Annotated in this window: 16 protein-coding genes; 8 read left to right on the top strand and 8 right to left on the bottom strand. The window is 46.9% G+C overall.

The annotated features are described in order from the left end of the window. Positions 1-206: 206 nt before the first annotated feature. The 5 genes from DXD12_RS12250 to DXD12_RS12270 all read right to left on the bottom strand — a co-directional run bounded on the left by DXD12_RS12250 (position 207) and on the right by DXD12_RS12270 (position 6,276). Positions 207-1,394, bottom strand: a complete 1,188-nt coding sequence (locus DXD12_RS12250) for an amidohydrolase family protein (RefSeq protein ID WP_118638442.1) — start codon at positions 1,392-1,394, stop codon at positions 207-209. A 94-nt stretch (positions 1,395-1,488) separates the two neighbouring features. After that, complete coding sequence (locus DXD12_RS12255; protein WP_182432196.1) at positions 1,489-2,907, bottom strand: sodium:solute symporter family protein; 1,419 nt, start codon at positions 2,905-2,907, stop codon at positions 1,489-1,491. 42 nt (positions 2,908-2,949) lie between these two features. Continuing rightward, a complete protein-coding gene (locus DXD12_RS12260) occupies positions 2,950-4,218 on the bottom strand; it encodes an amidohydrolase family protein (RefSeq protein ID WP_118629834.1) in 1,269 nt (422 codons plus the stop codon). A gap of 300 nt (positions 4,219-4,518) precedes the next feature. Then, positions 4,519-5,136, bottom strand: a complete 618-nt coding sequence (locus tag DXD12_RS12265) for a TetR/AcrR family transcriptional regulator (protein WP_118629836.1) — start codon at positions 5,134-5,136, stop codon at positions 4,519-4,521. A gap of 147 nt (positions 5,137-5,283) precedes the next feature. Next, positions 5,284-6,276: a LysR family transcriptional regulator gene (locus DXD12_RS12270; protein WP_107001698.1), complete on the bottom strand. Its 993-nt coding sequence runs from the start codon at positions 6,274-6,276 to the stop codon at positions 5,284-5,286. A gap of 228 nt (positions 6,277-6,504) precedes the next feature. On the opposite strand from DXD12_RS12270, the gene DXD12_RS12275 reads away from it, so the two are divergent. From DXD12_RS12275 to DXD12_RS12285, 3 genes are all read left to right on the top strand, one after another. Beyond that, positions 6,505-7,047 (top strand): chromate transporter, encoded by a 543-nt coding sequence (locus tag DXD12_RS12275; protein ID WP_118469435.1) that lies wholly within the window; start codon positions 6,505-6,507, stop codon positions 7,045-7,047. Continuing rightward, positions 7,044-7,619: a chromate transporter gene (locus tag DXD12_RS12280; RefSeq protein ID WP_242995794.1), complete on the top strand. Its 576-nt coding sequence runs from the start codon at positions 7,044-7,046 to the stop codon at positions 7,617-7,619. The genes DXD12_RS12275 and DXD12_RS12280 overlap by 4 nt, the downstream gene beginning before the upstream one ends. An 819-nt stretch (positions 7,620-8,438) precedes the next feature. Further along, a complete protein-coding gene (locus tag DXD12_RS12285; RefSeq protein WP_118638443.1) occupies positions 8,439-9,827 on the top strand; it encodes a uracil-xanthine permease family protein in 1,389 nt (462 codons plus the stop codon). Between the two features lie 123 nt (positions 9,828-9,950). On the opposite strand, the gene DXD12_RS12290 is transcribed toward DXD12_RS12285, so the two are convergent. Beyond that, positions 9,951-11,207, bottom strand: coding sequence for a transposase (locus DXD12_RS12290; RefSeq protein WP_243105391.1), 1,257 nt, complete (start codon positions 11,205-11,207; stop codon positions 9,951-9,953). Positions 11,208-11,220: 13 nt separating this feature from the next. After that, positions 11,221-11,637 (bottom strand): IS200/IS605 family transposase, encoded by a 417-nt coding sequence (tnpA, locus tag DXD12_RS12295; protein WP_118629838.1) that lies wholly within the window; start codon positions 11,635-11,637, stop codon positions 11,221-11,223. Between the two features lie 220 nt (positions 11,638-11,857). Here tnpA and spoVT point away from each other — a divergent pair, with 220 nt between their 5' ends. Continuing rightward, a complete protein-coding gene (gene spoVT / locus DXD12_RS12300; protein WP_107001695.1) occupies positions 11,858-12,406 on the top strand; it encodes a stage V sporulation protein T in 549 nt (182 codons plus the stop codon). Between the two features lie 421 nt (positions 12,407-12,827). On the opposite strand, the gene DXD12_RS12305 is transcribed toward spoVT, so the two are convergent. Then, a complete protein-coding gene (locus tag DXD12_RS12305; RefSeq protein WP_117796660.1) occupies positions 12,828-14,156 on the bottom strand; it encodes a Na+/H+ antiporter NhaC family protein in 1,329 nt (442 codons plus the stop codon). 533 nt (positions 14,157-14,689) lie between these two features. Between DXD12_RS12305 and DXD12_RS12310 the strand changes: the two genes are divergently transcribed. The 4 genes from DXD12_RS12310 to DXD12_RS12325 all read left to right on the top strand — a co-directional run bounded on the left by DXD12_RS12310 (position 14,690) and on the right by DXD12_RS12325 (position 23,434). Then, positions 14,690-14,965, top strand: coding sequence for an HU family DNA-binding protein (locus tag DXD12_RS12310; protein WP_022360642.1), 276 nt, complete (start codon positions 14,690-14,692; stop codon positions 14,963-14,965). 131 nt (positions 14,966-15,096) lie between these two features. Continuing rightward, on the top strand, positions 15,097-15,336 hold the full coding sequence (locus DXD12_RS12315) for an RNA-binding S4 domain-containing protein (RefSeq protein WP_022346712.1): 240 nt from the start codon (positions 15,097-15,099) through the stop codon (positions 15,334-15,336). 38 nt (positions 15,337-15,374) lie between these two features. Next, the gene (locus tag DXD12_RS12320) at positions 15,375-16,040 is read left to right on the top strand and encodes a TetR/AcrR family transcriptional regulator (RefSeq protein ID WP_118629735.1); all 666 of its coding nucleotides are present in this window, start codon (positions 15,375-15,377) and stop codon (positions 16,038-16,040) included. A 227-nt stretch (positions 16,041-16,267) separates the two neighbouring features. After that, positions 16,268-23,434, top strand: coding sequence for a ZmpA/ZmpB/ZmpC family metallo-endopeptidase-related protein (locus DXD12_RS12325; protein ID WP_182457081.1), 7,167 nt, complete (start codon positions 16,268-16,270; stop codon positions 23,432-23,434). The last annotated feature ends 16 nt before the right edge of the window (positions 23,435-23,450 follow it).

Below are 23,450 nucleotides of genomic sequence, written 5' to 3' on the forward strand. Positions count from 1 at the left end.
TGAAAAATTTTGCGTAATTTATATCAAAAAAATGATATCGAAAGTAATTTGCTGGAAAAAATCAAACAGAATGCGGTAATGTATGAAAAAATATTCAATATACGATAAATAAACGAGGCGATTTTTCGCTGAAATGAAAAAACTGCGCGCGTATTAGGGGGAACGAAATACGCACGCAGTTATCCGCTATAGGAATTGGATAAATGTCAAATAAGAACCCCCTCTTTGTAGACACTGTACAGATGGTCGGTAAACGCGTGCAGGTCATCGAGCGGGTTAGCATCCAGAATCAGGATGTCCGCCAGTTTTCCAGCCTCGATCGAGCCGCGCTGTGTGCCGATGCCGAGTTCGTTGGCAGCTGCGATGGTCGCACACCGGATGACATCTGCGTTTGGCATGCCGTATTCGTGCATGGTAAACATTTCCAGGTAGGCGGACGGGTGCGGACCAAAGTTGGCAGAGCCGGCGTCACTTCCGAGAATGATTTTCACACCGATTTCCATTGCCTTTTTAAAGGATTTCCGCTGGTTTTCAGCGACTACCTTTGCTTTTTCTACAATCACATCAGCGATGATGCCTTCGCTCTCTACAAGACTCTTGTAAACGGCTACCGTCGGTACCCAGCACTGTCCATGTTCCTTCATTTTTAGAAGGATTTCTTCGGTCATTTCAGCGCCGTGCTCGATCGTATCGATGCCAGCGTCCACGCATTTGGAGATGGCGTCATAGGAGAGCGCATGGGCGGCTACCTTCATATTCAGGCGGTGCGCCTCATACACCAGTGTTTCCAGTTCTTTCGGCGAATACATACACGGACCGACATCTTCCAGACCGGCAGCTCCGCCGCTCGCCATGATTTTTGCCCAGTGGATCGGCGGGATTGACATTTCGATATCATAGCCCTTTAAGCGCTTGATGCGATCGATCAGCTGTGCCTCCGTATTTGCGATAAAACCAATCATCGGGCAGTGTCCGTAGGAACCCTGGATGGCGCTTCCGGCAGGAAGAATATTGGCGCCCTGAATAATTCCACGGTTGATCGCGCTTGCCAGCGGAATGGCGGCGTCATCGTGGGAGCCGACATCCCGGACGGTGGTAACGCCCGCTTTCAGGGAATCCATTGCGCCGCGGACACCCTTTGCAAAGCAGACATAGTTGCCGTCCTTGATGGTATCCCCCATCGGATCCGGGGAAGTACCATCCCAGACAAGGTGGACATGGGCGTCCATGACGCCAGGAGTCAGATATTTGCCGGTACAGTCGACCGCGTCCGCTCCGTCCGGGGCTTTTTCGTCCAGTGAAACGATTTTTTTGTTTTCAATTTTAACATCAGCTGAGAAAAAGGTTCCTTTTTCTACATCCAGCACGTGTGCATTTTTCAGATAAAAAGCCATGAAATCCCTTCTTTCTTAATGGAAACGGCAGTTCCAAACGCGGTGGAAAATTGCAGTCGCGCTGGGACTGCCGGTTAAACACAATGAGTATTATTTATGCAGCTTCGCCTGCCAGTGTTTTCTGTGTGCAGGCAGATACGATAACGAGTACCAGGATAGAGATAGGAGCTGCAATCAGAGCACTCTGATATCCGCCCGGGCATCCGAGGAGTTCCCAGGTAAGTGTTGCAATCGCGCCGCAAAGCATGGACAGGAAGCCAGCCGGACGGGTTACTTTCTTAGAGAACATGGAGCCGAGGACTGCTGGTGTGATGCTGGCGCCGATCATGGTGTAAGACCAGTTCTGAAGCGCCAGAATTGTCGGGAAGAAGTTTAAAATAATCAGGGCGATGATACCGATTAAAGCAGTACCGATCCGGTTTACCCAGAGTGTCTGGGAGTCGCCCGGAGTTTTATTGATATACTGTTTGTAGAAGTCATACGTAACACTGGTTCCACAGGTCAGCAGGTAAGAAGTACCGGTTGTGATGATGAATGCGGTGGAAGCTGCTAACAGCATGCCGCCGATGAATGTCGGAATAATCGTCGTGGTAGACAGGAAGGACATACCTGCGTCAATGTTGGTACCAAATAAAACGCTTCCGGTGAAGGCGATGATGCCGACGCACGGCATAACGATGAGCGCCATAACGCCCCATCCGATGATGGCGTTTCTGGCTGTCTTATCAGTCTTGGCAGCGGTCAGACGGGTATAGAAGTTCTGGTCGCCGGTCTCAAGAAGGATAAGCGGCAGGAAAGAACCGATCCAGATGATGATGTTGCGTCCGCCGAAGAAGGAAAGCTTATTCGGGTCGATTGCAGCTGCGGTAGCGGTGATGGACTCCCAGCCGCCTCCGGCTTTGAGGACAAACGGAATACCGACGATACAACAGGCAACGATTAGGAATGCGCTGACTGCATCTGTCCATGCAACGGAGAAAAGACCGCCGGTAACAGAGAGGACAATAATGATAATAGTTGCGATCACGGTAGAGGTTTTCGGATCAATACCGGTTGTAATATTTAAAACGTATCCAAATCCTTTGTACTGTGAAGCAATGATACCAGCCATACCGAAGAGGTTGATGACAGAACCTAGGATCCGGGTCTCAGCGCCGTATTTCTGCTGGAGAATCTGCGGTACGGTAAAACAATTGCTCTTTCGAATCTGCTTGTATACACACATATAGATGATACAGAAAACGATGAACGGGATAACCCACTGGATACCAGCCCAGTAGCCGTAGTTGTAAGCGAGCGAGTTGCCGCCGCCGGTGATGGTTCCGCTTCCGACGGAAGTTGCGAGCAGTGTTCCCATTAAGACGAACGGACCTAAGCTTCGACCGGCGAGTGCATAGTCTTCACTGCTTTTTATTTTTTTTGATGCCCAGGCGCCGATTCCAATCATAACACCAAAATAAACAATAACGAAAATCAACAGGTGAGGGGCAGTTTTAAGTTCCATAAATGTCATAGTCATTTCCTCCTTGCTGTAATGGTTCAGAATGCGTTTTATTTATTCTACATTCAGATAACTTTTCGCTTCATAGACGGTGCCCTCTTTCATGACAAAGGAGCAGTCGCGCAGGGCGTCCTTGTCGGTGAGAAGATCCCGCTTCCATCCGGCGATATCGGCGTATTTGCCTTTTTCGATAGTGCCGGTGATGGAGTCAATTTCACAGATTTCTGCGTTATTTTTCGTGGCAGCCTGTAAGATGCGGAAAGCATCCATGCCGCTCTCCATCATGCAGCGGAATTCCATGCCGCTTTCATAATTCTGGTAAGCAGCGACGAAATCGGTGCCGTAGCCCAACTTGATGTGGCTGTCCACGATGATTTTCCGACCTTTCTGCATCCGTTCCTGATAAATTCCCAGCTTGCGCTGAAATTCCGGGGACTTCTGTGCCATTTTTTTCGGATCCGGATAAATCGCTTCATGGAACGGGCTGAAGGTAGGAACCAGATAGGTTCCGGTCTGTTCAAACATTTCGGCGGATTCTTCATCCATGAGGGAGCCGTGCTCGATTCCCGTGATACCGAAGCCCATCAGTTTTTTCATGAGGCGCGGTCCGTAGGCGTGAGCCGTGACCGGAATCCGGAGTTCTCTGGCGGTATCGAAAATCGCTTTAAATTCCGCATCATTTAACTGGATGTCGTCCGGATCATCATACGGAGTAGCAAATCCGCCGGTTGCCATGATTTTGATAAAATCGGCGCCGAGCTTTTTCTCCCGCCGGACCGCTGCTGTGAAGAAATCCGGTCCATTTCCAAGCCCGGAATACTGGTGTTCCATGAAATCACAGAGAACCGGGTTGCTCCGGACGGTCTGCGTCATGTCCGCATGGCTTCCGGTTGTACCGAGAAGATGCGGGGCAACAACCAGGCGGGCGCCAGGGAGATATCCCTCGTTGATTGCCCGTTTGACGTCGAGTTCATAGGATTCCCGGAACCATCCCATTGAGCGGATAGTTGTGAAACCGCCGTGCAGGGCACGTTCGGCGGTGCAATAGGTGGCGAGTGTGCGGTAACCGTCGGAGTTGTAGATGGTATCGCTGTAGACATCGCGCCAGTTGAAAAATTCCGGGTGCATATGAGCGTCGATCATGCCGGGAGTCACGGTCAGGTGGCTTAAATCCAAGATTTCAGTTCCTTCCGGACATGGGAGGTTGCTGCCGACTTCTTCAATGTATTTGCCGTGGACCAGAATTTCTGCGTGCTCAAGAAAACGAGCTTCCAGTCCGGTATATAATTTTCCGCATAGAATTTTAATCCATTTATCCGACATATACCTACCTCCTGTGTGTTCAATTTTGGAAAACAATTTTTAGATGAATGCACTCACTGAATATGTTCATTTAAAAAATACCACAGGTTCAGGGCATAAGTCAATAATTAATCTGATAATTTGTTAATTTCATTTATTATAACAGAAATAGTTGAAAGAAATTGTAATATATGAATTAATATAGACAGAATACAGGATGTACAGAAGTCTGAACGATAGTTTATAGACAAAACACCGGAATGGAATTGTGATGAATGCCCAACAGTTCCATTCCGGTATCTAAAAAGAAATTTCACGAAATTAAATCGGTTTTCTAATATATGAAAAGATGATTTCCCACCATTTTAATGCCTGGGTGTCGATATCAAACTGTCTGCGCCGCAGCAGCCAGTCCAGAAGCATTCCGCGGCTCGACTGGAGCATCAGATCATAGAAATCATATTCGTCTAAATCTGCCCGGATGGAACCTTCCTTCTGGCAGGCTTCAAACAGGAAATGATAAATCTGGTAGAGAGCGCGGCTTCCATCCGTCAGGGTGGATTCCTCCTGCTGATTCCGGAGGTTGTAGATATAGAGGCTCCGCAGGTTGCTGTAGCTGGAAACGGCTTTCTGGACGAAGAAATAAAAGCGGGCAAGCTTGTCCATGGCGGACAGATCCCTGTATTTTGCATGGGTACTCAGCTGCTCATAGAAGTTGACGTAGAGATCGTCCAACGGTTCCGCATTCTGCGCCGCCATCTCTTCTTTATTTTTAAAATAGCGGTAGATGGAGCCGACCGAGGTCTGAGCCGCATCCGCAATATCCTGGATGGTGACATCCTCGAATCCCTTTGTTTCAAAGAGATCAAGCGCACAGGTCAGGATGCGTTTCCGCGTTTCCAGCGCCTGCTGTTTTCGTTTGGTTAAATTTTCGCTCATATATGTCCATGCAGAAGCGCACCGTCTTCTGCCCCTTCCTGAAATTCATGGTAAATAAGTATCCTGATTTTATTATATCGGATTTTGTGTAAATATGCCAATGAAAAAAGTGTAAAGTCAATTGAATTTATAGGATAAAATTCATATTTATGAAATAGCGGTGGCATGGAAACTTTGGAAAAACGCATTCCCCACCAGCGATAAACTCCGTTCCTTCCGTTTGACCAGACAGATACTTGAGTGGATCTGGGGCTGGGTGATGATCCGGCGGATCAGGGCGGGATCGGAATTTAAACAGAGGGCAGATTCAGGCGCGAGCGCGATGCCCAGCCCTTCGGACGCCCATAAAAGGGCGGTTCTGGCATCGTCGGCAATGCAGACGATGTTCGGTTCCAGCGCCTGTTCCTCAAAATATCCCAGAATCAGCGGCTGCCAGCGGCGGTAAAGGATGAGCGGCGCGCGGGTGAGGGCGGAGAGGGGAAGAGATGTGGGCGTATGGCTTTTTTGTGGTTCGGAAGCGTCGGATGCAGGCATAGGGTGGGAACTTTGAATCACAGAACCAGTGTCGGATGGAGGAATATCGGTCAGAAGGGCATTCGGGCATTCCTGGTAATGGCTCCAGATCATTTCGCGCCCGATCGCCAGAAATGCCTCCGGCGGCAGTGTCTGCATCTCCAGCCCGGCTTTGGCAAATGGCGTCCGGATCACGGCGAGGTCGATCTGGTTGGAGTGAAGCAGATCGAGCAGGTGGTAGGAATTGGACTCATGGAGTTCAAACAGGGCTTTGGGATAGGATCGCCGGAATGGGGCAAGATAATGCCGGGTCACAAATTCGACGGCGGAGGAGATGATGCCAAGGCGCACAACGCCCTGAATCTCCTGTTTCTGTGCAGTCAGCTCCGTGCGGGCAGCCTGGCTCAGATCGAGGATCGCAAGCGCCCGGTCGTAGAACGTCTTTCCAGCAGGTGTCAGTCGGATGCGGCGGGAACCGCGCTCAAACAGCGTCACACCCAGTTCTGCCTCCAGAAGCTTCATCTGGTGGCTGAGCGGAGGTTGTGAGATATTCAGTTTTTTGGCTGCCTGGGAAATATTTCCCTCGTTGACGATGGTGGTGAAGTAGGATAACTGGCGAAGTTCCATAAATGCTCCTTCCTGTTCGGATTCGTTGTAAAACTGTGTATACGGCAGATATATTATATAACAAAATCCGATAGAATAACAGACGAACTATATCTTTCCGATATATATTCTATATCCGAATGGTATTTTTCAGACTCCTTGAATTCTGGTATGATACATAAGCAGGTATATACTGGAAATTCCAGAGAAATAAAAGTGTAGGGATAATACGGAAGGGAGTGGGCAGAAATGAAAGAACTGCTGGATATGTTTCTGACGTTTGCCAGAATCGGAGGGTTTACCTTCGGCGGCGGATATGCGATGCTGCCGATGCTGCAGAAAGAGGTAGTCAATGGACGCCATTGGGCGACGGATGAAGAATTGATGGATTACTACGCGATTGGTCAGTGTACACCGGGTATCATCGCGGTCAACACGGCGACGTTTGTCGGTTATAAGAATCGGGGAATTCCAGGGGCGATTGCGGCGACACTGGGAGTCATTGCGCCGTCGCTTGTCATCATTATGATTATTGCGGCATTTATTTCTAACTTTATTGAACTTAGCTTTGTGAGCAGCGCCTTTGCAGGCATCCGCGCCTGCGTTTGTGTGCTGATCGGCAGTGCGGTTGTCAAGCTGGCGAAGAAATCGCTGGTTGATAAAGGAGCGATCGCGATTGCGGCGGTTGTGTTTGTACTGTCACTGTTTACATCGGTTTCCCCGGCGCTTCTTGTTGTCGTGGCGGGTGCGATCGGGATTGTACTGAAGGGCGGAAAGGGGGAGAAGAAATGATGCTGATACTTGAATTATGCTTCCGCTTCTTCTGCTGCGGACTGTTTGCGATTGGAGGCGGACTGGCGACCCTCCCGTTCCTTTACAATATTTCCAAGGAGACGGGATGGTATACCTTTAATGATATTTCCAACATGATCGCTGTCTCCGAGTCCACACCGGGACCGATGGGAGTCAATATGGCGACCTACGTCGGCTTCCATATTAAGGGGATTCTCGGCGGACTGGCAGCGCCACTCTCACTGGTGCTTCCGTCGGTCATCATCATTGTGATTATCTCGAAGATTCTCGATAAGTTTAAATCCTCTTCGATCGTACAGAATGCCCTCTATGGTCTGCGCGCGGCATCTACCGCCCTGATTGCGGCAGCCGGTATCGGCGTGGCAAAGATAGCGTTCCTCCATGTCGGCGAGGATGGCAGCCTGGCGTTTTCCGAGCTGTTTTCCATCATCAACTGGAAAGCGATCGTACTGTCGCTTGCGATCTGGTACGGCTTAGTTAAATGGAAAAAGCACCCGATCCTCTATATCGTGGTGGCGGCTGTGGCCGGAATCGTTTTCCAGTTCCACTAGGGAAGATAGAAGAAAATAGAACCATTTCCAGAAGAGGTAGTTCGGTATCGGCATATTCTTTTGGGGTGGTTCTTTTTTGTCATAGGAAGCTTCGTCCTATAAAACAAAAAATACAAGAAAACGCGATCGCAAAGCGCGATAATAGTTAGAAACAGAACAAATAAAACAGAAATACACAACAATTACAAAAATATAATCAGATAAATAAAGAAAAATATGGAAAATAATTAGAAATAATGCTTGACAAAATGAAAATTATCTAGTAGAATAAAACCATCAAAAGAAACAGAGATAACCCCAACAAACGGTTACCATAGTTTCTAGGACGAAATAAGGAACAAGGAGGACGGTCCAATGGGATAGTTAGTTACTAAAAAACATGATCATGGTTTTAAAAACCGAATTTATCCAATTAAATAAAAAGATAAAAATCGGTATCGATGGAATCCATCATCATACAATCTCTAAAAGAGTTTACATAGATACATGTAATCAAAGGAGGAGATTCATATGAAAGGAAGAGGTCCATAGCACATTTAAAACAAAATATAAAAGAAAGAGAGGTTATATAGTGAAACTTCGAGATATTTCATAAAAGAGCTGTCTGATGACGAGAAAGTCGGACAGCTCTTTTTTTGTGCAATAGGAAATTCCTTGGAATTCCCCATTACACAAAAAGGCACATTCTTTGTTTTGTTTACAGAAAATCGAAGCAAGCGCGGCAGAAAGGTTGACGAATGAAGTCAAAAAGGATATTCTGGAAAATGAAAATGATGTACATTATAAAATGAAGGGAATTGTTGGAGGTATCTATCTAAAATGAATGAAAACGACATGGTCATTAAAGACGCCAGAACACTGGGTCTGCCGAAGATGCTGCTTTTAGGTTTGCAGCATATGTTTGCGATGTTCGGCGCGACGATCCTGGTGCCGATTCTGGTCAATACCTATTTTGAGGGAGAGGGACTTTCGATTCAGGTAACGCTGATGTGTGCGGGTCTGGGAACACTGTTTTTCCATGCCTGCTCTAAGTTAAAAGTCCCGGCGTTCCTCGGTTCCTCGTTCGCATTCCTCGGTGGATTTGCGACGGTGGCAAACTTGGACAGCGGTATTTTTGCAGATATGACGATGGGCGAGAAATTGCCATATGCCTGCGGCGGTATCGTGGTAGCGGGTGCGCTGTACCTGATTCTGGCGCTGATCATCAAGCTGGCAGGCGTGGAGCGCGTCATGCACTATCTGCCGCCGGTTGTGACAGGTCCGATCATTATCTGTATCGGACTTTCACTGGCGCCGTCCGCGATCGCCAACGCATCGACAAACTGGCTGATTGCGTTGATCGCGCTGGGAACCATCATCGTTTTTAATATCTGGGGCAAGGGAATGTTCAAGATCATTCCGATTCTGATGGGCGTTGTGATCTCCTATGCAGCGGCAGCAGTCTTCCAGATGATGGGAATGACAAACCCGGACGGAAGTGCGATCCTGAATTTCTCAGAGGTAGCGACGGCTTCCTGGGTCGGACTTCCTCCGTTCCAGCTGTGCAAATTTGACCCGACGGCGGTCATGGTAATGGCGCCGATCGCGCTTGCGACGATGATGGAACATATCGGCGATATGTCGGCGATCTCCGCGACGGTCGGAGAAAATTTCCTTGCGGATCCGGGACTGCACCGGACGCTGGTCGGCGATGGTATCGCAACATCTCTGTCGGCACTCGTTGGCGGTCCTGCCAATACGACTTACGGTGAAAATACGGGCGTTCTGGAATTAAGTCGTGTTCATGACCCGCGTGTCATCCGGATTGCAGCTGTCTTTGCTGTGATTCTGAGCTTTATTCCGAAGATGGCAGAGGTCATCGGTTCGATGCCGTCTGCAATCATCGGCGGCGTTAGTTTCATGCTATACGGTATGATCTCCGCGATCGGTGTCCGCAACGTGGTCGAAAACCAGGTGGATTTAACCAAATCCAGGAACTTGGTAATCGCTGCGGTGATTCTGGTCTGCGGGCTGGGATTCTCCGACGGTCTGACCTTTGAGGTGGCAGGAACTTCGGTTACTCTGACAGGTCTTGCGATCGCAGCGATTGCGGGCGTTCTGCTCAACGTGATTCTTCCGGGTAATGATTACCAGTTCGGCAAGAATTTACAGGGCGACATCAACCGCGGTGTGGCGATCAATCCGAATCCGAAGAAATGGCAGGAATAAAAAACACAAAAATTTTCAGTTGTGAACTACATCGGCAATTGAATTACCGAGCATCTGATTACGAAGCATAGCTCCGTAGCTTCAGAGGTGCGTCCATGACACCCGTACTGCTACCCAGATGGGTTACACAGCTACTTTTATTGTTTTTGTACTGCTCAGCCCGGTTACGGGCATATCAATCTTTTTGCCGGATACGGCATGATACTTTCTCAAAATGTTATAAGCTCCTACTGCATCTGCATTGTAGATCACGGTATCTACAATGTAGATGCCACGCTTTTTTCGATTCCTTTTCTCTGCATAAATGTGCGATACTTCTTCTGACTGCGGCGGACATTGACTGGAATAACTTTCTTCCTGTCTTATCAGGCAAATCCCTTTCATTTTAAGCTTATATTCTAACTGCATATAGATACGGGCATATGGCAGACTGTGAAGCTTCTGGTTCGTTTTCCTCCCCAGGTTTCTCTCTTTACGAATCCCCTTTATATCTCCAATTACAACCGTATGAATATCATTCTTTACACAATAGTTCGTGATATATCGTGTCATCTTATGAATGTAATCCTTGATACAGTCATTTTTCTTTCGATAGAGTTTCTGCAGATGCTTAGATCTTTTCGGATCCTCCATTTCCCTTGCAGCCTGGATCCGGTCCCGTTGTGACTGGACTCTCGCGATTTCCTTGTTATAAAAATAAGAAAGAGAAAGATATTCCCTTCCAATAATAAAAGTTTTCCCTACATTATCATAGCAAGTCATAAGATTATGCAAGCCCAGATCAATCGACAGATAATGTCCATTGTCCTCTTCTGGCAAAACATCTTCCACCTCATAAATAACAAGGATCCTGCTGGTTCCGTCATTTGCCGGAGGATATATTTTTATCTGTTTTATGATATCCATGTTTGAAAAAACAGGATTTTTCAAATAAAGGTATGCGGCACGAATATCATAGGTATGAGCCATATATTCCTTCAGCTTTTTTGGTAAAGAAAGTCTTACATTAAAAGAGCCGTTTTCATGTTGAATACCATTTTGCATATAGGTAATCGGCATTTTATCTTTCTTATATCTTGGTGTTCCCGGATTCTCGATACCTCCACTTTCTTTTAACCGGTAAAAAGATTTCCATGACTTGTCCAAAAGCTTGCAGATTTCCTGTGCAGTCTGTGACGGGAGTGATTTGAACCACAGATCATCTTTATGCTTGGACTTCTGATAATACCAGTCAGGATATTTCTCCAATCCCAGATTTTTGTAGTTGTTTCTTTCATAATTGCAAACATTCCAAAGCTTGTAAGCCGCATAACACATGTGTCCTACAATATTTGCATCATTTTTATTTAATACAATGGTTGTTTCATGTGTTAACAGCATATTTTTCCTCCTTCTAGTAAGATTTGCTCTGATGCTCGATATAGCGTCGGATATTTTCTTCCGACACCGAACCAATTGTTTCTACATAATATGAGTGATTCCAAAGCTGACCTTTCCAAAGTTTCTGGCGGAGCGCCGGATATTTTTCAAAGAGTTTTCTTCCGGTAATTCCTTTTAAATACTTTACAATATCTGTCACTGACAGTTTCGGCGGTGCAGACACAAAGCAATGGATATGATCACCTTCACCAACTTCAAAAAGATGAACCGTAAAACCTTTATCGGATGCTATCTTCTGAATCAGTTCTTTCAGATAAATCTCAATCTCTGCTGATAAAATTTTCCTGCGATATTTCACAGACCACACCACATGGTAATTAATATTATAGACACAAGTTCTCGAATGTATTAAATTCTCTTTCATACACATAGTATACTATCATACAGAAAGAAATGCAAGCAAAATCGAACATGCTTTCGATTTTGCTTGCATTTCAGACGCTTTCATCTCGGCAATTGAATAACCGAGGATTCTCGCTTATTATCCTAAAATTGGGACGAACCATTTCAGATGTATAATCCGCCTGCATTTCCACATACTACCCATAAGACACACGATATGGCAAACGTGGTATGCAGGAGGAAGAATCATGAAAGCTACAGGAATTGTGAGAAGAATCGATGATCTGGGTCGCGTTGTCATCCCGAAAGAGATACGCCGGACGCTGCGCCTTCGGGAAGGGACGCCGCTTGAGATATTCACGGACCGCGAGGGCGAGATTATATTGAAAAAATATTCACCGATGGTGGAGCTGGCGGCATTTGCCGTGCAGTACGCGGAGGCGATGGCGCAGTCCACGGGGCTGATGGTCTGCATCGCGGACCGGGATCAGATCATCGCGGTATCCGGGGGACCAAAGAAGGAATATTACCAGAAGACGATCAGCCGGGCGCTGGAGCTGGCAGTCTCCGAACGTCAGAATATCTGTGCGGCGCGGGGAGAAAAAGCATTTATCCCGATTACCTCGGATGAGGTGGAGGAGAGCAGCGCCGAGGTGATTGTGCCGATTTTGAGCGAGGGAGATGCGATCGGGGCGGTGATTCTCCTCAGCCGGGAGGCAAAGCAGGCGCTTGGAGGGGCGGAGATGAAGCTGGCAGCGACGGCAGCCGGATTCCTGGGACGTCAGATGGAAGGATAAAAAAGATAAATGAGATAAATCTGCCTGGAAACAGGCGGTGAGAGAAAAAAGAAGACGGGATCGATGGAAAACGTAAAGAGAGATAAAACTCCTGGGCGGTTGTCCATCGATCCTGTTTTTGATAGTCCTGTATTTGATAAAAACTGGTATTTGATATAACAGATATATCGAAAAGCAGACGAAAGCGCAAGGAAGTTCACAGATACTCCATGATTTTTCACAGAAAAAACACAGCAAGGCGCACGACAAACGCATGAGTAAATAAATTGTGAACACGCCCTCTTTTTTGTTAAAATTAAGAAAGAGAGGTTATATAGTGAAACTTCGAGATATTTCATAAAAGAGCTGTCTGATGACGAGAAAGTCGGACAGCTCTTCTTATGTTTAGCTTTTTATGTGTACAGTGGAAAGGGTTCCGCTGTTATTTTTTTGCCTTGACACGGTCTCCGCGCTCTGGAAGCAGAAAGATACAGATTAAAGAACTGATAAACAGCATGCTTGGATAGAACAGAAGCGGCATGACCTCAAAGGCAGACAGTTCATAGCCCAGCTCATGAACCGCCGATAATGCTACCAGCATCTGAGCACCGTAAGGCAGGATTCCCTGGGAGATACAGGAAAAGGTATCCAGAAGGGAGGCTGTCTTTCTGGCACTGATGCCATAATCTTCAGAAATTTCCTTTGCAATAGGGTTGGCCATAACGATAGCTACTGTGTTATTGGCAGTTGCGATATCCAGCAGGGTAACTAAAAGGCCGACACCAAACTGACCGCCGCGTTTTCCACGGAAGATGCGATGAATAACGTTAAGAAGAACGTCGAAGCCACCGTTTTCACGGATCAGTGCGCACATAGCTGCAACTAAGATGGCAACCATACTGGTCTCAAACATGCCGGAAGTGCCGGAACCCATGTTGGTAAGCATTTCCCAGGGAGTAGTCTGGCCGGAGCCCAGCATAATGATGGCACCGGATACGATTCCGACTAACAGAACGACAAATACCTGAATACCGGCAATGCCGCCTGCTAATACCAGAAGATAGGGGATCAGCTGAATCAGGTTGTATGGTTTTATGATGGCAGCTCCCGGATCCTGATGGAAGGAAACGACCAGGATAAGTGCCAGGGAAGCGATGGCAGCCGGAAGTGCGATGCCGAAGTTCTCACGGAATTTATCCTTCATAGCACATCCCTGACCGTTGCAGGCTGCGATGGTTGTATCGGAGATGAAAGAGAGATTATCTCCAAACATGGCACCGCCGATGACAGATGCGACGCAAAGGGCCAGAGAGAAACCAGAGGTCTCAGATACGGCAGTGGCAATCGGAACAATCAGGGTGATGGTTCCAACGGAGGTTCCCATGGAAGTAGAGACAAAGCACGCTACCACAAAGAGAACAGCAACGGAAAAACGGGCCGGGATAAGAGACAGCATCAGATAAGCAACGCTTTCAGCACTGCTTCGTCCTACGACACCGACAAAGGTTCCGGCTGTCAGGAAGATGAGAAGCATGGTGATGATGTTCTTATCTCCGATGCCTTGCCCCATCAGCTCCAGTTTCCGGTCAAAGGAAAGAGAACGGTTCTGGAAACAGGCCGTCAGGATCGCAAGCATAAATGCGACAACAATCGGAATGTTGTAAAAGCCCATCGGGATCTTCATGATATATTCTGACCAGATTCCTAGCCCCAGATAAAAGATCAGAAATACAGCGATAGGCAGAAGGGAAGATAGTTTTTGCTTTTTCATAATAATTTTCAGCCTTTCTATATGTTTGCCGTAATAGGCCGGATATACATTATTTGATCTTACCATAAGAATGGGATTCAGGCAAGTAAAGAAGACAGTGTAACTGTAACGAAAAGGTTGACGAAAGCCTGTAAAAACGATATTCTGAAAGACGGAGAAAAGCATGCAAAAACGATAGAAAACATGATCGGAAATGAGATAAAAGCACAAGGGATTTCACAGATACTACACGGGTTTTCACCAAAAAATCACAGTGTGAAGTGCTTGCGTGTGCTTCACACTATGATTTTGGCGATGCTTCGCATTTAAAATCGGAATAATCTGCTGCCTCAACGGCATCGTACGGAATTTTCAGTTTAGAAAATTCCTATTTGCGAGTCGTAACGATTGTCGGTTCGGAATGTGAGGAAAAGTGCAAAAAACCTTGACAAAGCAAGGAGAAATGTATATAAATGTAAAGTAAGATTTGCGGGCATGTACGAAGAAAACTAAGAGGATTCATGTGCAAAGATATAAGCTAGGAGGAATATACGATGAACAAGACAGAATTAATCGCAGTTGTAGCTGAGAAAGCAGAGCTTTCCAAGAAAGACGCAGAGAAGGCAATCAAGGCTTTCACAGATGCAGTATCCGAGGAACTGGTTAAGGGCGGAAAGATTCAGCTGGTTGGCTTTGGTACTTTTGAGGTAGCTGAGAGAGCAGCTAGAGAGGGAAGAAACCCGAAGACCGGCGAGACCATGCCGATCGCAGCTTCCAAGACTCCGAAGTTCAAAGCTGGTAAAGCATTAAAGGATATGGTAAACGCATAATTATCTCAGACATATATGTGTGACAGACAGCCCTTCGTGATGATACATCATGGAGGGCTTTTGATATTATGGGGATTGAGGGAAATCCGCTATGATGAAAATGCCCTGCAAGGGTTATGGAAAGGGAAGATATGAGATTAGACAAGTATTTGAAGGTATCCCGCATCATCAAGAGAAGAACCGTAGCCAATGAAGCGTGTGACAGCGGACGAGTGATGCTGAATGATAAAGTGGCAAGAGCCAGCGCGGAGGTCAAGGTTGGGGATGTGATTGAAATTGCCTTCGGCAATAAATCGGTGAAGGTCCGCATTACAAGCGTACAGGAGACCATCCGCAAGGAAGATGCCAAAGAAATGTTTGAATACCTGTAAAAATCCAAGAGACGTCAGTAAAAGGCGCGGAGGACGAAATGCCAAGAAATATAGAGCGGGATGAAAAAGAGGCGATGCGCCGGAAAGAACAGCTGATGGAAGCTGGATTCAGGCTGTTTTCGCAATATGGGATCGAGAATGTCAGTTTACAGAGGGTGGCGGACGCTGCGGAAGTGGGCGTTGCGACCCTATATAACTATTATCAGACGAAGGTCAAGCTTGTGATAGCGATCAGCGGAAAAATCTGGGGCGATCTCTGGAAGGAGATTCTGGAAGAAAAGGGACCGGAGATATTTGAATCATTCACGGCGTATCAGTACATTGAGTTTTATACGGACCAGATCATCCGGATTTACCGGGAACGACCGGAAATGCTCCGGTTCAGTAATAACTATAAAAACTTTATCTCCCGGGAGAAGGTCAAGGGTGAAGTGCTGGCTGAACATCTGGATGTTTTGAAGCCGGCAGGAGCGCTGTATCATAAGTTCTATGAGCAGGCGAGGAGTGATAAAAGCATCCGGACCGATATTCCGGAGCAGCAGTTATTTACAAGCGTTGCGATTGCGATGCTGGCAGTGGCTGAGCGCTATGCACAGGGAATTGTGTGGGCGGACGATCACAAGGCAGACCATACGCAGGAACTGGAATTTTTAAAAGAAATGCTCCTGACATGGTGCAGAACCCCGGAGACGCTGAAGAAATAATCATATAAAGAACGGAAATAAAAAAAGAAGTCAAGAGAATGCAAGCTTTTCGGGCTTCTTTTTTGTTTATGCGCTTAAAAGAACAGCTCCTGTCTTGAAATCGCGAGGGATGTTTATTATAATACAAATATAGTTATGACTCATTTGTGTATGTACACTTTATGACTAATAATAAAGATTTCGAGAATGAGAGGAAAAAGCGTATGAGAAGGAGAAAAAGAAGAATCTTGGCAGCAGGAATGGTGGTAGTGATAACGTGCAGTTCATATGGCTCTGTGCCGAGAGTTTATGCGAACTCGAATTTTTATCAGATCAGGGAGATCGAAAGTTTATCGGAACAGGTTCTGTATCAGAAAGTTCCCTATGGCACCCGGTATCAGGATCTGGAGATGCCGGACAGCATAGACGTTTTTGTCAGCGGGGGGGGGCAAAATGAAGATGTGCCTGACGCAGGGAACGATGAGAATGTAGTTGCGTTTGCCAACCGCACAGATGATGATGCCGTGCTGGAAAAACTGGACAGCGAAGCGAAGGGAGAAAACGAAGATACCGAAGGAAAAGATGCCGGAGAGGATAGCAAAGACAAAGGCGAAGAGGACTTAGAGAAAGAGGAATCCGGTTCAGATGAACAGGGAGATTCTGGGAAAGATGGAAATTCGGCAGGAAATGGGGACTCCCAGGATGAAAATGCAAATCCGGGAAACGGTGAATCGGACGGAAAAGGCGAAGATTCGGATTCTGGAGAGAATGGATCGGATGAAAGGGGCGAAAATTCAGATTCTGGGAAGAAGGAATCCGATGAAAAAGATGATTCCGGTAAGACAGATTCCGGTTCTTCGGGTGGAAATGCAGATTTGAATGAAGATGCCGATTCTTCGAATGGAAAAACGGATGAATCGAATGAAGATGTCAAGACGGATGAGAAAACCGAGGAAGAGATTGACGAAAAGGAAGGTTTCTGGCGAAAAGTAAGGGTGCGCTGGGTTCTGGATGAAGAAGAGAGCCAGGCATCCCGTTATGATGGGGAAAATCCGGGCATCTACCTGTTCCGTGCAGAGCTGAAAAGCAGCAATTATGAGGTAGATGAGGACGAACTCCCGGTGATCCAGATCACGGTCCTGGAAGAAGAGCAGGCGAAAACGACGCTGGAATTTGCACCGTTGGAAGAATCGATCGCCGATCAGCTTCTCCCGCTGGGAAGCAAGGAATCCGACATCCGGTTCCCGGAGACTCTTGCCGTGCGTGAGACGATGGGAGAAGAAACCACCGAGCGGACCTTGTCGGGTGTTACGTGGAAACTGGATGCGGAAAACAGCGCCTATTCCGAATTTCAGGGCGGACTGGCACCGGAGGACTATTTTGACCGCTTCGATGAGGACGGTGAACCAGAAGAAACTGAAGAAAAGACCTGGGAGGGCTACGATAAAGCCAATGAAGAATACAATGGGGCGATCTATACCTATGTTCCGGTGATTCCGGAAAGCGAAGAGATACCGGAAGACACTGCTTTGCCGGAGATCCATGTGCAGGTGGGAGACGCGGGGATTGCGTTGTATAGTGGTAGGATAGAAGGGCAGGGAACGGAAGAAGAACCGTGGCAGATAAAAAATGAAGAAGATTGGGAAACCATTACAACAAATCCTCGATATTGTAAGTATGGTAATTTGCAGGGATGTATTCGATTAGAGGGAAAAATTGATTTTAGTCAAATTAAAGAGGAGAGCCGGAAGATACCGCTTAAATTACATGACAAGACATTTGATGGAAATGGATATCCGATAGAGAATCTCAAAAAACCATTATTCAGTGTCGCGAATGGTACAGTGAAAAATTTAATTTTACCAGATGTAGAGATTGATGGAAATGGAAATCAAGGAGCGATTGCTCAGACGGTAGGAGATAAAGCAAGAATTGAGAATTGTTATATTAGCGGTAGTATCACAGCGACAGGAAGTAATAATGGTGCAGCAGGTGGATTAATTGGGGCGGCTCAAAATGCCCAAGAAGCTCCCCTGACGATTGAAAATTGTGTTGTTAATGCAAATATCACAAGTAAAGGAAAATTTCTGGCAGGAGGTTTGATCGGTTCTGTTAGTTGGAGTAATGCGGTAACAATCAAAAAATGTATTGCAATGGGAACTGTCTCAAGTGAAAATGGTCAAGGTGCAGGTGGATTGGTTGGTGGACCAAACCGAACGGTCACAATTAACAATAGCGCAGCATTGCAAGAAGAGGTTTCCACAAAAAAATCGAAATACTTTGTAGATCGAATTTTTGGTTATGACAACGATAAGGCTTATGTAAACGATGGACAAAATTTTGCCTATCAGGATATGAGGGTTAAATGTGGTGAAATCCTTCTTGATAAAAATAATGATAAAAATTATAAAGATTGGCCAAAGTCGCATCGTGGCGAGCGTGTTTCCAAAACAGACCTTTTAACAGCCGATTTCTGGAAAAATATGATTGGCTGGGGAAGTGATACGGAAAACTGGAAATTTTATGATAAGCAGCTTCCAACGCTAAAGATGGAGAGAAGTAATGATAATAAAGAAGTAGAGATATTCTCTGGAACAGACATACCAGATTATCTTGAGGCAACCGAGACAAAAAAAGGCTCAGTAAAGTCTGGAGAAACCGGAATCGCAGGCGCAGAGATTACTTTTAAAAAGGGCAGTAGCGAGAAAAAGGCGGCAACAGATTCCGATGGAAATTTTAGCATTGATCTTGCCAACGGAGAATATGACGTAACAATCAAAAAGACCGGATATCTTACGGTTAAGAAAAAAGTTACGATTTCGGATTCAGAAGCTCTTAATTTCACCATGGAAACAAACCCGGTTTCCATGCTTTCGGGACAAATTGTGACAGGAACTTTCCAGACAACCGATGCGGACACTGTCACGGCAGATGGAAAAATTGCGCTTACGTATACCGGAAATGACAATTTACAAGCGGAGGATTTTAAACTTTCATCCGAGGAAGATGGAACGGAGTATGACGGAGTTACAATTCTTGCAGTGGACAATACAGAAAATGGACGGGGTATAAAGATTCAATTTGCTAAATCGTTGAATCTTGGCAATACGAATGAAATAACATTATATGTCCATTACAAGGGAAGTTCGATTGGTTCAATTGTGCTGAAAAAAGAGGTAAATCTTGTTCAGCTTGCGGCGCCTGCGGATGTCAAATGGGATGAGACAGTAAAAGGAAAGACCGTCTGGAGTCCGGTTGCATATGCATCGGGCTATAAAGTACAGCTCTATAAGGATGGTTCAGCACTGGGGAATCCGGTAACACTTGGGGCGGATGCAGCCGGTCACGATTTTACCGCCCAGATTGCAGAGAGCGGAACCTATACGTTTAGAGTCCGGGCAACGGGAGATGGTTCAACCTACGGTGACAGCGAGGAGGCGAAGAGTGGAAATTATGAATTTTCCGAGCAGACCTTAGAGGATGTTAAAACAGCGGCACAGGCAGCGCTGCAGGCGATGACAGTGACAAATGAGACAACAGCGGATGAAATTTTGCAGGCTGTACGGAACATTATCACAAATCGAAAAATTCATGCGAGCTGGTCCGATGAAAAAGGGTTCCATCGAACACCGGCAACGGATGGCGAAGATCCGGGACAAAACGGAAGTATCACGGGAACGATTGTTTTGAGCGATACATCTGAGGGCGCGTCAACAGAAACAATCGAAATAAATCTTCCAATCGCGGCGAAGTATGCAATTACTTTTGCATCCGGACGCCAGGATTCACAGGGAACTGCGCCGACACTGGGAAATGCCGCAGCCGGAACTGTGATTACGCTTCCGAAGAATCCCTTTAAGGTATATGGCATGAATTTCGGAGGCTGGAGTGACGAAATTCATACATATGCCAGCGGTGCAAGTTATACAATGCCGGGAGGAAATGTGACATTTAAGGCGGTATGGGTGCAGGATCAGTGGGATGGAACGACAGTTGTGGAACCGACCAAAGATGAAAATGGTTATTATCAAATTAGTACCGGGGCGGAGCTTGCGTATTTCCAAACTCACGCAATGCAGAAAGCAAAGCTGATGTGCGATATTGATTTGGGAGAACATCCATTTACGCCGATTTCAAACACAGTAGTAGAGTTTGATGGATGCGGACATACGATTCGAGGCTTGAATGTGATCGGCAATGTTTATGTGGGATTGTTTCAAGCAATTTCTTCGGATTGTGAAATTAAGAATCTGACCATAGAAAATGCGGTGGTTAAAGCTTCCAGCGGTGAGGCGAGAGTTGGCATCCTGGTGGGTGATGTACGTGATTCTCTGACAGTAGAAAATTGTTACGTCAGTGGAACAATCGAAACTACAGATGGAACAAATAAGATTGAATCGGCAGGCGGTTTGATTGGAAACGTAAGGGAGAAGTATTCGGTAAATATTAAGTCCTGCTATGCAGATGCTAAAATCAAAGGAACCGCCGACAGGGGGTTCGCGGGTGGTTTGGTTGGTTGGACCGGTGGAAGTACAACCATTGACAACAGCTATGCAGTTGTGGATATGGACGTTGATGAGGGATATTATATCGGCGGACTGGTAGGAAGCGGCAACGTAACGATCTCCCACAGCTACGCGGCAGGCGAAGCGCTGATAAAAAATTCCACTGGCGCAGCCGTGGCGGGCATTTCCGACAACGGTTCGCTTTCCTCCTGTGTCAGCATTTTCCCGGAGATGCGATCGCTCAACCGGATTGGCGGAACGTCAGGAAAGTATACGAATAACTACGGCTTTGCCGGCACAGTCGCGAGAAAATCAGATGGGACGATTTTGACCCCGGATCCGAATATGATGGGGGCAGACAAGCAATATGGAGCGAACGCAACGGAGGCGGAATTGAAAGATCCAGACTTTTATAAAAAACTGGGCTGGGATTTTGATTCTACCTGGATGATGGATTCAACCGGCGGGTATGCCTTCCCGATTCTGAAAAACCAGACCTTACGTCCGAATCTGACGCTGGATCTGAAACCGTCGGTTACTGGAATTACGCTGAATAAGACCAATGAGACGATTTATCCGAGAGGAAGCGTCCAGCTCACTGCGACCGTCGATGTGGCAAACGGAGCGTCCAGAGATGTGACGTGGAAAAGCAGTGATCCGACAGTCAGGGTAGAGGACGGACTGGTAACCGCTGCGGATGTGGCAAAAGCGGGAACCTATACGATCACAGCCACCAGCGTGGCGGAGCCTTCCAAGCAGGCAGAATGCCAGCTGACAGTTGATACGGCGGAGCACACGGTTACAGTAGGACGGGAGCCGGGTCATACGAATTCTCTGAATGCAGTTGTGAAAGCGTATGCATCCCTGAATGATGCAAAAGGGGGAACAAATCCAATTTCTACGACAGGTAGTGAAACTGGTACATTTACATTTTCACAGAAAGCCGGAGAAACAGTTTACCTTGCATTTACGGGTCTGGATTCAGGAGATGTCGTAAGCGAAGTAACAATTACCGATGCAAATGGTTCAAAGGTGAATGCGACAATCTGCAATCTGGAGAATCCGACGGTGTATTGCTTTACGATGCCGTGTTCAGATGCCTCTGTACAGGTTTCCTATGCGGAAGATATGAACGCGTACCAGTATACCTGGTTCGTAGGACAGGAGTGGGGTACATGGGGAACAACGGCAACTTTTGAGACCACAGAGTGGAGTGGAAGGGATCATATTGGCTCTCTGAAAGTGACAAATATTATCAGTGGCAAGCTGTTTAAAGAATTTAATATAAAGTCAATGTCGATCTATAAGAATGGTTCATTTACACCGAACCAAGTAGGTAGTCAATCAGACCTTAAGGCAAACGGTGATTATTGTGTTGAATACGATGATGCAACCGGTCTCCCGACTCTCTATGTATACTTAGAGGGACCGGGTATGGTAGTTGTGGATATCGAGGTTCAGGATGATCCAAATGCAGTATTTTCAATTACGAAGAAGCCGGAAAGCAATTCTTATTATAAGCTGGACAAGATTACAGCAAACGCCGGGGAGCAGGTAACGGCGACCTTGACAGATGAAGGTGTCAGACGGATGAAGGAGAATCCGAACAAGAATGCCTGCCTTACATACAGCGGTGGTTTACTTGTAGTTATTTACCTGCCGAAATTTACCGAATCCGGCGGCAAATGGACAGCATCCTTTAAGATGCCGGCGCAGAATATTGAGACACATGTGTATTTTGGGGACAAAGATAAGGTTACACTGAATGGTACGGATAAAGAGGTTGATTACGATGGTACGCCGAAGTCTGTTGGGGATGAAATTCAGGCAACGATAGGTGGACAGGATCTTTCGGAACAGTTTCAGGGCCAGTATGAGGTGTACTATAAAGGTGTGAACGGAACCGTTTATTCCAGCACGACACCGCCGACCAATGCGGGAACGTATTCCTGTAAGATTAAGATCCCGGACAGCAACGTAAGTTATATGAGTGATCCGATTACAGTGCGCCTGACGATCAAAAAAATAGCAACAAAGACCCCGAAAGCACCGCAGGCAGCAGCGTGGACAGACACCAGCGTGACCCTGGAAGCACCGTCTGCATTTGTGGATGGAACCGCGATTCCAGCGGGATACGAACTGGAATACTGCGTGGATCAGGGAGAATGGCAGGATTCACCGGTATTTACCGGGCTGACACCGGAAACGACTTACAATTTCTATGTGAGACTCAAAGAAGGCGTCAATACAACGGCATCCGCAGCCAGCGAGGCGGTCGCGGTCCAGACAAAGAAAGCATCGTCTGACCCGTCCAATCCGACGAAACCCAACCCGTCGAACCCGAATCCATCGACCCCGGGCAATCCGCAGGGAACGGCCACTTCCGGCCGCGACAGAAGTACCAGCACATGGGTAAAAGAGAGTGCCGGATGGCGCTACCGCCTGTCAAATGGCACGTATCTGTCCGGAAGCCTGGTTCTGGATCCGGCGACCGGCAGGCAGGTTGAACAGGTTGTGTGGAAACAGCTCCGGGGCGCATGGTGGGCATTTGGAGCCGACGGATATATCCGGACGGGCTGGGTCTATGATTACAGCGCGGGCGAATGGTACTATGTGGACGAAAACACAGGCATGCGGACGGGCTGGTATCTGGATCCGCAGGACGGCAGATGGTATTATCTGGATCCGGCAACGGGAGAGATGCTGACGGAGTGGCAGCTGATTCCGGATTTGGGCTATGTATATTTAAATCCGTATGCACCGCAGCCGACTTGGGCGTATGATGAAGAATTAAAAACCTGGGTTTACATGGAGGGCGCAGGGCGTCCATACGGCTCCCTTTATATGGCTGAGTGGACACCGGACGGCTATTATGTAAATGCAGACGGTGTCTGGGAACCGGCCAGATAATCATTCATAAACCTGA

Origin of the sequence: Clostridium sp. TF11-13AC (assembly GCF_003481065.1) — a bacterium.
Lineage (GTDB): Bacteria > Bacillota > Clostridia > Lachnospirales > Lachnospiraceae > Otoolea > Otoolea fessa.